Source organism: Leptolyngbya sp. CALU 1928 (assembly GCF_056784215.1).
Genome location: NZ_JBXBCE010000001.1, coordinates 2,599,905 through 2,610,713 on the forward strand (window position 1 = coordinate 2,599,905; position 10,809 = coordinate 2,610,713).

The following is a 10,809-nucleotide window of genomic DNA, read 5'->3' on the forward strand; positions in this document are numbered from 1 at the left end:
GAGTGATTTGCAATGCCTAACCTCTTGCTTGACGTATCTAAACAGTAATTTACCCAAACAGGCTCAGGTTCAGCGATCGTACCAGTTGCTCAAGCAGCCATAACCCTGCAACAGAATTTCCAGTGTCATCCAAAGGGGGACTGTAGCAGGCGATCGCGCCGTGTTTGGGAATCACCGCTAATAACGCCCCACTTACCCCGGATTTTGTCGGCAACCCGACCCGCACCGCAAACTCTCCAGATGCTTCATACAGTCCACAGGTAAGCATCAACGCATTCACCGTGCGCTGATCCGGTGCGATTGATTGTTCGGATGCGGCTAGCAATAAGCCAAGTCGAGCTAAATCAACGACTGTACCGGATAAACAGCAAATATGGTTATAGGTATCTAGGGCGGTTTCAATTGAGTTTAGGTAGCCTGACTGCTTGAGTAAGTGGGCGATCGCCCGATTGGTTTCATTGCCCACCGATCGCACGGATGCCAGCATTGTTTCATCTAGCGTTAGTTGCGTTCCTGCTGAATGATTTAGCCATTGGCGCAACGTTTCACATCGAGAACTGCCCTCTTTTCCAAGCAGCAAATCGGCAAGGGCGATCGCGCCACTGTTAATCATTGGATTACGGGGAAAGCCGCCATCTTCAGTTAGCTGTGCCAACGAATGAAATACCTGATCCGATGGACGTTTACCAACATGGCGAAAAACAGTCTGTTGACCTAGTTGCTTTAACAAAAACAGCAGGGTAAACGGCTTGATCACGCTCATTAAGGCAAATTGATGCAGCGTATCACCCGCTGAAAAAAATTGCTCGTTGGGTGCTTGAACCTGTACCGCGATGCGATCTCGATTCACCTGCGCCAATTGAGGAATGTAGTCAGGAATGTGCCCTGTGTGTGCTATCGCTTTTGCCTCAGAGACCCAGCGATCTAATTGGGTCTGAGTCAGCCTCATCAATCCATTCATCCTTGCCCAAGCCGTTTGAGATAGAACTCGTTAAAGTACCCTAAGAACCCAGTAGTGGTCGTCCTTCAACCGCCATACGGAACCGCTCAACTTCATCGCTAAAGCCAATTGGCAAGACTGTTTCCACGTTTTCATGGGGGTTTGGAATAATCACCCAGGTTTCGACCGTGCCGCCTTGAACTTTGCTGGCAGCTTCTAAGCCTGCTTCCACCGCTCGTTTCACTTCCGACACATCGCCCCGAATATTCACTGTAAACCGCGCACTCCCGGCTCGGAGATAGCCCACTAATGTGATCCGTCCCGCTTTAACCATGGCATCGGCAGCGGCCAACACCGCTGGAAATCCCTTTGTTTCAATCGATCCAACCGCTTGTGGCATTCCAAATCTCCTACTGCAAATTCAAAAACGTGTAAAAACTTAAAATAAAACGGGTTAGCCACTGACCTATCTTTTGGGGTTCAGCACCCTCTTAGGTTTAGCTTGGCAGTGTCCATATCTTGGCAGTATCACATGCGGAACCGCTCAACTTGGTCAGTGAAATCAATCGGCAGCACCGACTCCACATTTTCAGGCGGGTTGGGAATAATGTAGTGAGACACTAGCTTGCCACCCGGTGGGGTAGTATCTGCCGCTGCAATACCCGCCTCCATTGCCCGATGCACTTCTGCTGTTTTCCCCCGTACAGCAACCAAAAATTCCGCCCGTTCTGCCAAACCAAAGTAGACCAATGTTACGCCCGCAGACTTCACCAGTGCATCCGCAGCGGCAAGCGCTGGAGGAAACCCATCCGTTTGAATCACGCCCACGGCAAGTGGCATTCAACGCTCCTGAATCTAGTTATCACACCGTTCATTCTACGCGTCTTCCTGCCAAGATCATGTACAAATAAATATTGTTGCGTTAGTGCCTGTCGATCGCTAAAGCAGTTTGACTGTAAAAAATTTGCTCGCGGGTCACGGTGAAGTTTGCGTCTACCCAAATCAGGGAGGCTTGCAACACGGTGCCGTTGAGTAAATAAACGAGAGAAAAATTGCGTTGACGGCTATTATCCGTCTGAATAATTCGGGGAACGGCGGCAGCGTTGAGGTAAACCGTGGCTTCTGGACTAACTAAGAGCGGTGTGCGGAGGGATTGTTTGGTATGGCGCAGGTGGTGATGCATGTGACCAAAGGCAACTAGGGGGATTGTTTTGCCCTGTTGCTGCACCTGATCGATCGCCGCTGCAAAATCGGGATCGCCATGGTCGCCGCCTATCGGTTGCCAATCTTTGCCACATGGATCATCCGGGCGATCGCCTAATCCCAACGGTCCACAATGTCCCAAAAAAATGATTGTATCGTGAGCGGCTTGGCTTGCTGCGGTCACGATCTGAGCAGTGGATTCAGCAAAATTATGGATGCCGTAGCGCTCTTCGTAAAATTCAGGGTTTTTCCAGTCGGAGCCACCCCAGCTAAAGGGACGCGCCCCAACCACGGTCAAGTTCAAATCAGAAAAATCTCGTTTGCCATAGCCGACATGCAGATCCCCCAACAAATCAAGCTGTTGCTGAACGCGGTCTTCCTTGGCGCGATCATAGGGACATTTTTGCTTGCCCCAGTGCGACGCACTGTACCAAGCATCATGATTTCCTAAAATCACCGCTTTAGGGATCTCCAATGCCGCGATCGCCCGAACCACTTCAACGGATTCATTGCCAAAGTCGCCCACAAACAAGGCTAAATCAATCCCAAGCTGTTGCAATGCTGATCCATCAGCCTCCTCCCACTGATCGTGAACATCGCCAATCACAGCAATTTTGATCAATGGAGGTTGCTTTCCATCCGTATTAGGCACTGGGGTTGCCTGTGTACGCAATTTCTGATTCATACTGCGCTATTTAATGGTTATCTCTACAGTTTCCCCTATTGTCTCTATGCGATCCAGAATGCCTTCTCAGTTTTGATTGCCGCCATACTCGTTAACCAATCTGATACGCTGTCTCAATAGGATTAAGATGACTTCTTGAGGTTTCTCAAACGCTTGCGATCGCCCCTGCCCACCCACTATGCAATTTTCTCTCTGGATTGATCATCTTTCTACTCAAGTGCGGAAGCTTCCAGTACAGCTTTGGATTGGAATGATCGTTTTGTTGCCTCTCGGAACTGGAGTACTTGGGGTTTGGCTTCTGAGCAAAATGGATGATGTGGAATGCCAAACCGTTTGGTTATCGCCCTTAGCAACAGAATCGACGCGGCTATATTGTGCGCAAGTGACTGCTGATCGCCGCTCCGCGACCGATTTAGCAGAAGCGATTAAACTGGTAGATTCGATTTCTCTTGACCACCCACTGCGGCAAGATGGCGATCGCTTGATTCAACAGTGGTCGAATCGACTGCTGGAACTGGGGGACACTGCGTTTCAAAACGGCAAGCTGGAGGATGCTATCACCATGCTTGAATCCGTTCCAAACAACACAACCTTGCACAATTCTGCCACTCAAAAAATAGAGCAGTGGCGAGAAACCTGGAAAGCCGCCGAGGACATTTTTCAAAAAGCCCAAGATGCGATCACATCTGATAATTTCTCGATCGCGTTTTCTGAAGCCAGAACTTTGTTGACTGTTAACAACGAATACTGGCGAACCACGAGATTTCAAGAGATTGTCAACCAAATTCAAACGACTAAAGAAAATAAAAGCGCCCAAGCCGCCGCTGATCGTAAAAAGAGAATCGCCAACGCCCCTTTTGAGAGAACCCGTCCTCTGACTACGGATGAATTAATGTCTCGCTGGCAAAAGGAGCAGGATCAAGAAGCCGTTATTCATCTGCAAAAAGCGCGATCGCTAGCTGCAACGGGTGAAGTGAATCGGCTCCGAGATGCGATCAGTGAAGCTCAAATGGTTCTATCAGGGAGTGTTCAATACACGGAAGCTCAGCAGCTAATTAAAGACTGGAGTAGCCAAATTGAAATCGTTGAAGACCGCCCCGCCCTCAATAGAGCTATTGCACTTGCCCGCAAAGGTGACATTGCCTCCCTCGAAGCCGCCATCACTGAAGCCAATAATATCTACTTTGGGCGCACTCTCTACCGCGAGGCTCAAGCCAACATTGATCAATGGTCGGCACAAGTGCGCCAACTGTACGATCTTCAATATTCTCAAGAACTACCGCCCAATAATAGCCCTCCCCCGCGAGATCCAAGTTTTTATCAAATTCCATCTACTCCTTGAGAATGGCGAGTGGCGATGAGGAGTATTGTTATAGCAGCCTTCTAGGCTAGCTTTCCCCTCCCCTTCTCGATCTCAATGCTAATTAAAAATCTTATTCCTTTGATTCTGCTGGTCTTCGTTCCTATCTCGATCGCGGCAGACTGGTTAGAGTGGGGTGAAACAGCCGTTTTTTTCACCTCTGCTTTTGCCATTATTCCCCTTTCTATTTGGCTCAGCACGGCAACTGAAAAAGTGGCAGTGGTGACAGGACCGACTCTCGGCGGATTAGTCAATGCTTTCTTCGGCAACGCCACAGAGTTGATCATTGCCCTAGTCGCCCTCAAGGAAGGACTGGTAGATATTGTTAAAGCCAGTATTACAGGCACTTTGCTTAGTGATTTGCTGCTGCTCATGGGGCTTGCCATGTTAACAGGCGGCATACGCTACAAAGAACAAACGTTCCAGCCAATTTTGACGCGAGTAAATGGGTCGTCGATGACCCTGGCAGTTGCCGCGATCGCCCTGCCCACCTTAGTAATCTACACCTCCAATGTGGTAGATGAAGTTGCCATTCGCAATCTTTCGCTGATTACTGCCACTGTTTTAATTATTGTGTATGGATTAACACTACTGTTTTCCTTGGGCACTCACAGCTTTTTATATGATGTAGGTGTTGCAGATGAAGAACTAATTGCGGAAGAAGCCTCTCCCACGGAACAGCGCTCAAAACTAATTGGCTGGATCTTTGTGCTGTTAGCCGCAACGATCGCCGTAGCGTTTGAATCAGAACTGTTTGTGGGCGTGGTAGATACCGAAACTGAGCGCTTAGGACTAACACCTTTGTTTACCGGAGTAATATTGCTGCCTTTAATCAGTGATGTAGCGGCATTTGTGACTGTCATCCGCATGGCAATGAAAAATAAAATGGATCTGACGGTCGCCACGGCAACAGGTGATAGTCTGCTGGTTGCCCTATTTGTCGCGCCAGTACTGGTGTTTGTCGGACAGTTTATTTTCAACCAGCCGATTGATCTTGATTTCAACCCGTTTCAAGTAGTTTCGCTGGCGATCGCGGTTGCCCTCACCAACGTTATTACCTCCGGCGGACGATCCAACTGGCTCGACGGCACTCTTCTCCTCGCCGCCTATATCATCCTCAGCTTCGCCTTCTACTATCATCCTGCTTAATTTCGGAAGAAACTATCAAAATAAAAGTAAAAGATAGCTATGAGCTTCACCCAAGGAATTGTTTGAATGAGGGGGTTGACAGGGGTAAGGTGGGGGAGTTATCTTAGTAAAGCGGTCGAAACGGGGAAGCGAAAGCGCCCCAAAGTAAAACTGCTAGAACCTAGACATAGTAATAGTTTGAAAGCCATAAGGAATTATAAACCTCGTCAAGATAATGACTTAATAGTGTAAAGCCTATTGAGTAATCGAGAGAGGATAAGAGATTTGTATAGATTCAGTCTATATAGGTTTCTTATTTAGAATGTAGAGAGCTACAGACATCCGAGCGACTTGAGAGAGTCGGAATAAAATGGAGAGTTTGATCCTGGCTCAGGATGAACGCTGGCGGTATGCTTAACACATGCAAGTCGAACGAAAGTCTTCGGACTTTAGTGGCGGACGGGTGAGTAACGCGTGAGAATCTGCCTATAGGTTGGGGACAACAGATGGAAACGTCTGCTAATACCGAATATGCCGAGAGGTAAAAGCTTTAGTGCCTGTAGATGAGCTCGCGTCCGATTAGCTAGTTGGTGAGGTAAGAGCTTACCAAGGCGACGATCGGTAGCTGGTCTGAGAGGATGATCAGCCACACTGGGACTGAGACACGGCCCAGACTCCTACGGGAGGCAGCAGTGGGGAATTTTCCGCAATGGGCGAAAGCCTGACGGAGCAATACCGCGTGCGGGACGAAGGCTTTTGGGTCGTAAACCGCTTTTGTTAGGGAAGAACACAATGACGGTACCTAACGAATCAGCATCGGCTAACTCCGTGCCAGCAGCCGCGGTAATACGGGGGATGCAAGCGTTATCCGGAATTATTGGGCGTAAAGCGTCCGCAGGTGGTTTATCAAGTCTGCTGTTAAATGGTGGGGCTTAACCCCATAAAGGCAGTGGAAACTGAGAGACTAGAGTACGGTAGGGGTAGCGGGAATTCCCAGTGTAGCGGTGAAATGCGTAGATATTGGGAAGAACACCAGCGGCGAAGGCGCGCTACTGGGCCGAAACTGACACTCATGGACGAAAGCTAGGGGAGCGAAAGGGATTAGATACCCCTGTAGTCCTAGCTGTAAACGATGACAACTAGGTGTTGCGCGTATCGACCCGTGCAGTGCCGTAGCTAACGCGTTAAGTTGTCCGCCTGGGGAGTACGCACGCAAGTGTGAAACTCAAAGGAATTGACGGGGGCCCGCACAAGCGGTGGAGTATGTGGTTTAATTCGATGCAACGCGAAGAACCTTACCAGGGCTTGACATGTCGCGAATCCCGGTGAAAGTCGGGAGTGCCTTCGGGAACGCGAACACAGGTGGTGCATGGCTGTCGTCAGCTCGTGTCGTGAGATGTTGGGTTAAGTCCCGCAACGAGCGCAACCCTCGTTTCTAGTTGCCATCATTAAGTTGGGCACTTTAGAGAGACTGCCGGTGACAAACCGGAGGAAGGTGGGGATGACGTCAAGTCAGCATGCCCCTTACGCCCTGGGCTACACACGTACTACAATGCTGTGGACAAAGAGTTGCAAGCCAGCGATGGCAAGCTAATCTCATAAACCATGGCTCAGTTCAGATTGCAGGCTGCAACTCGCCTGCATGAAGGAGGAATCGCTAGTAATCGCAGGTCAGCATACTGCGGTGAATACGTTCCCGGGCCTTGTACACACCGCCCGTCACACCATGGGAGTTGGCCACGCCCGAAGTCGTTACTCCAACCGTTCGCGGAGGGGAACGCCGAAGGCAGGGCTGATGACTGGGGTGAAGTCGTAACAAGGTAGCCGTACCGGAAGGTGTGGCTGGATCACCTCCTTTAAGGGAGACCTCCCGCTGTACAGTGCTTTATAGCGCACTGCACAGACGGTCAACCTAAGGTCGGTCGAGGAATAAGTCTAAGTGGCTTTCAAACTATCTAGGGAACAGAAATGGGCTATTAGCTCAGGTGGTTAGAGCGCACCCCTGATAAGGGTGAGGTCCCTGGTTCGAGTCCAGGATGGCCCACTTTTACTTGAGGGGGTTTAGCTCAGTTGGTAGAGCGCCTGCTTTGCAAGCAGGATGTCAACGGTTCGAGTCCGTTAACCTCCACTGAAGATTCGCGCTTTTCCAGCATCTTATTTCAGTTATTTTCAAAGAGCTGAGACAGACTGCTGGGCAAATGCTCAGTTAGAACCTTGAAAACTGCATAGTAACTTGTCAGGTAGAAATAATATATAGCTGATGGCTCTTAGTATTAATGCTAAGAGCGAAGAAGCTAAATATTGAGTCACAGACACCAATGTGATACTTTTCAATTTTTAGGAAATAGAAATTGATAGAAGTGGTCAAGCTAATAAGGGCTCATGGTGGATACCTAGGCACACAGAGGCGAAGAAGGACGCAGTTACCGGCGATACGCCCCGGGGAGTTGGAAGCAAGCATTGATCCGGGGGTTTCCGAATGGGGCAACCCTATATACTGCCACCTGAATCTATAGGGTGGAAAGAGCGAACGCAGCGAATTGAAACATCTTAGTAGCTGTAGGAAGAGAAAACAAACGTGATTCCCCTAGTAGCGGCGAGCGAAGCGGGAGAAGCCTAAACCAGTAGGCATGCTTACTGGGGTCGTGGGACAGCGATATGGACTCTAGCGGTTAGACGAAGCAGCTGAATACTGCACCAGAGGAGGTGAAAGTCCTGTAGTCGAAAACTTAAAGATACTAGCTGCATCCCGAGTAGCCTGGAGCACGTGAAATTCCGGGTGAATCAGCGAGGACCACCTCGTAAGGCTAAATACTCCTGTGTGACCGATAGTGAACCAGTACCGCGAGGGAACGGTGAAAAGAACCCCGGAAGGGGAGTGAAATAGAACATGAAACCGTGAGCCTACAAGCAATCGAAGCACGATTAAACGTGTGACGGTGTGCCTGTTGAAGAATGAGCCGGCGACTTATAGGCACTGGTAGGTTAAGGCGAGAATGCCGAAGCCAAAGCGAAAGCGAGTCTGAAAAGGGCGTTAATCAGTGTTTATAGACCCGAACCCGGGTGATCTAACCATGTCCAGGATGAAGCTTGGGTAACACCAAGTGGAGGTCCGAACCGACTGATGTTGAAAAATCAGCGGATGAGGTGTGGTTAGGGGTGAAATGCCAATCGAACCCGGAGCTAGCTGGTTCTCCCCGAAATGTGTTTAGGCGCAGCGGTAACGATTATAGCTGGGGGGTAAAGCACTGATTCGGTGCGGGCTGCGAGAGCGGTACCAAATCGAGTCAAACTCTGAATACCCAGTGGATACGTTGCTAGTGAGACGGTGGGGGATAAGCTTCATCGTCAAGAGGGAAACAGCCCAGACCACCAGCTAAGGTCCCCAAATCATCGTTAAGTGATAAAGGAGGTGGGAGTGCAAAGACAACCAGGAGGTTTGCCTAGAAGCAGCCAACCTTAAAAGAGTGCGTAATAGCTCACTGGTCAAGCGCTCCTGCGCCGAAAATGAACGGGGCTAAACGATGTACCGAAGCTGTGGGATATATCTTTGATGTATCGGTAGGGGAGCGTTCTGTTGTAGTTTGAAGCATCAGCGGAAGCAGGTGTGGACGAAGCAGAAGTGAGAATGTCGGCTTGAGTAGCGCAAACATTGGTGAGAATCCAATGCCCTGAAATCCCAAGGTTTCCTCCGGAAGGCTCGTCCGCGGAGGGTTAGTCGGGACCTAAGGCGAGGCCGAAAGGCGTAGTCGATGGACAACGGATTAATATTTCCGTACTTGATTTAGATTGTGAAGAGGGACGGAGAAGGCTAACGCAGCCGGATGTTGGTTACCGGTTCAAGCGTCCGAGGCGATGAGGAGCGGCGAAAACGTTCTGAGCGGAGGCGTGAGTACGAGAGGATACGTCCTCGAAGTGTGTGATGTCAAGCTTCCAAGAAAAGCTCTAAACACGTTAATCTAAATTGACCCGTACCCGAAACCGACACAGGTGGGATGGTTGAGAATACCCAAGGGCGCGAGATAACTCTCTCTAAGGAACTCGGCAAAATGGCCCCGTAACTTCGGGAGAAGGGGTACCACCGAGAGGTGGTCGCAGTGAAGAGGCCCAAGCGACTGTTTACCAAAAACACAGGTCTCCGCTAAGTCGCAAGACGATGTATGGGGGCTGACGCCTGCCCAGTGCCGGAAGGTTAAGGAAGTCGGTTAGCGCAAGCGAAGCTGGCGACTGAAGCCCCGGTGAACGGCGGCCGTAACTATAACGGTCCTAAGGTAGCGAAATTCCTTGTCGGGTAAGTTCCGACCCGCACGAAAGGCGTAACGATTTGGGCGCTGTCTCGGAGAGAGGCTCGGCGAAATAGGATTGTCTGTGAAGATACGGACTACCTGCACCTGGACAGAAAGACCCTATGAAGCTTTACTGTAACCTGGAATTGGGTTCGGGCTTTGCTTGCGCAGGATAGGTGGGAGACGTTGAAGCAGTTCTTGTGGGGATTGTGGAGTCAACGGTGAGATACCACTCTGGTGAGGCTAGAATTCTAACCCTCTGCCGTTATCCGGCGAGGGAACAGTTTCAGGCGGGCAGTTTGACTGGGGCGGTCGCCTCCTAAAAGGTAACGGAGGCGCGCAAAGGTTCTCTCAGGCTGGTTGGAAATCAGCCGTAGAGTGTAAAAGCATAAGAGAGCTTGACTGTGAGACCAACAAGTCGAACAGGGACGAAAGTCGGCTTTAGTGATCCGACGGCGCTGTGTGGAAAGGCCGTCGCTAAACGGATAAAAGTTACTCTAGGGATAACAGGCTGATCTCCCCCAAGAGTTCACATCGACGGGGAGGTTTGGCACCTCGATGTCGGCTCATCGCAACCTGGGGCGGTAGTACGTCCCAAGGGTTGGGCTGTTCGCCCATTAAAGCGGTACGTGAGCTGGGTTCAGAACGTCGTGAGACAGTTCGGTCCATATCCGGTGCAGGCGTAAGAGCATTGAGAGGATTCCTCCTTAGTACGAGAGGACCGGGAGGAACGCACCGCTGGTGTACCTGTTATCGTGCCAACGGTAAACGCAGGGTAGCTATGTGCGGAGCGGATAACCGCTGAAAGCATCTAAGTGGGAAGCCCACCTCAAGATGAGTGCTCTCATGGGGTAACCCAGTAAGGTCACGGGTAGAACACCCGTTGATAGGCTCTAGATGGAAGTGTAGTAATACATGTAGTCAAGGAGTACTAATAGACCGAGGGCTTGACCTCAATCGATTGGTGTTGACAAGTGCTATGCAGCCTTTAAGGTTTTAGTTTCTATACTATCTAGACCACTTACACTCTTTCCTGGTGTCTATGGCGTAGTGGAACCACTCTGACCCATCCCGAACTCAGTTGTGAAACGCTTCTGCGGCAAAGATAGTTGGACGGCAGCGTCCCGCAAAAATAGCTCGATGCCAGGTCAATATTACCTACGAAAAGAGGCTCTCATCCACTGCGATACGAGCCTCTTTCTGTTAT

The 10,809-nt window shown here is 50.2% G+C and carries 6 protein-coding genes, 2 tRNA genes and 3 rRNA genes; 7 read left to right on the forward strand and 4 right to left on the reverse strand.

The annotated features are described in order from the left end of the window. Positions 1–49: 49 nt before the first annotated feature. From glsA to AC1S5B_RS12085, 4 genes are all read right to left on the reverse strand, one after another. Positions 50–949 carry a glutaminase A gene (gene glsA, locus AC1S5B_RS12070; protein WP_482035922.1) on the reverse strand — a complete coding sequence of 300 codons (900 nt, stop codon included), beginning with the start codon at positions 947–949 and terminating at the stop codon, positions 50–52. Between the two features lie 52 nt (positions 950–1,001). Beyond that, positions 1,002–1,340 carry a carbon dioxide-concentrating mechanism protein CcmK gene (locus AC1S5B_RS12075; protein WP_458651848.1) on the reverse strand — a complete coding sequence of 113 codons (339 nt, stop codon included), beginning with the start codon at positions 1,338–1,340 and terminating at the stop codon, positions 1,002–1,004. A gap of 128 nt (positions 1,341–1,468) precedes the next feature. After that, positions 1,469–1,780, reverse strand: coding sequence for a BMC domain-containing protein (locus AC1S5B_RS12080; protein ID WP_458651847.1), 312 nt, complete (start codon positions 1,778–1,780; stop codon positions 1,469–1,471). An 82-nt stretch (positions 1,781–1,862) separates the two neighbouring features. After that, positions 1,863–2,828, reverse strand: a complete 966-nt coding sequence (locus AC1S5B_RS12085) for a TIGR04168 family protein (RefSeq protein ID WP_482035923.1) — start codon at positions 2,826–2,828, stop codon at positions 1,863–1,865. Positions 2,829–3,006: 178 nt separating this feature from the next. Between AC1S5B_RS12085 and AC1S5B_RS12090 the strand changes: the two genes are divergently transcribed. The 7 genes from AC1S5B_RS12090 (at position 3,007) to rrf (ending at position 10,751) form a co-directional block, all read left to right on the forward strand. After that, on the forward strand, positions 3,007–4,170 hold the full coding sequence (locus AC1S5B_RS12090) for a hypothetical protein (protein WP_482035924.1): 1,164 nt from the start codon (positions 3,007–3,009) through the stop codon (positions 4,168–4,170). A gap of 75 nt (positions 4,171–4,245) precedes the next feature. Further along, entirely contained in the window at positions 4,246–5,337 is a 1,092-nt protein-coding gene (gene cax / locus AC1S5B_RS12095) for a calcium/proton exchanger (protein WP_482035925.1), read from the forward strand. Positions 5,338–5,683: 346 nt separating this feature from the next. Continuing rightward, a 16S ribosomal RNA gene (locus AC1S5B_RS12100) occupies positions 5,684–7,174 on the forward strand. A 112-nt stretch (positions 7,175–7,286) separates the two neighbouring features. Further along, positions 7,287–7,360: transfer RNA gene (locus AC1S5B_RS12105), tRNA-Ile, on the forward strand. Between the two features lie 11 nt (positions 7,361–7,371). Continuing rightward, positions 7,372–7,444 (forward strand) — tRNA-Ala (locus tag AC1S5B_RS12110). Positions 7,445–7,678: 234 nt separating this feature from the next. After that, a 23S ribosomal RNA gene (locus tag AC1S5B_RS12115) occupies positions 7,679–10,557 on the forward strand. Between the two features lie 77 nt (positions 10,558–10,634). Next, positions 10,635–10,751: ribosomal RNA gene (rrf, locus tag AC1S5B_RS12120) — 5S ribosomal RNA — on the forward strand. Together the 16S, 23S and 5S rRNA genes with 2 tRNA genes alongside form the textbook arrangement of a ribosomal RNA operon. The last annotated feature ends 58 nt before the right edge of the window (positions 10,752–10,809 follow it).

Bases quoted from the DNA above. Each gene is read 5' to 3' on its own strand.
- glsA (WP_482035922.1), bottom strand. From the start codon at position 949: ATGAGGCTGACTCAGACCCAATTAGATCGCTGGGTCTCTGAGGCAAAA.
- AC1S5B_RS12075 (WP_458651848.1), bottom strand. From the start codon at position 1,340: ATGCCACAAGCGGTTGGATCGATTGAAACAAAGGGATTTCCAGCGGTG.
- AC1S5B_RS12080 (WP_458651847.1), bottom strand. From the start codon at position 1,780: ATGCCACTTGCCGTGGGCGTGATTCAAACGGATGGGTTTCCTCCAGCG.
- AC1S5B_RS12085 (WP_482035923.1), bottom strand. From the start codon at position 2,828: ATGAATCAGAAATTGCGTACACAGGCAACCCCAGTGCCTAATACGGAT.
- AC1S5B_RS12090 (WP_482035924.1), top strand. From the start codon at position 3,007: ATGCAATTTTCTCTCTGGATTGATCATCTTTCTACTCAAGTGCGGAAG.
- cax (WP_482035925.1), top strand. From the start codon at position 4,246: ATGCTAATTAAAAATCTTATTCCTTTGATTCTGCTGGTCTTCGTTCCT.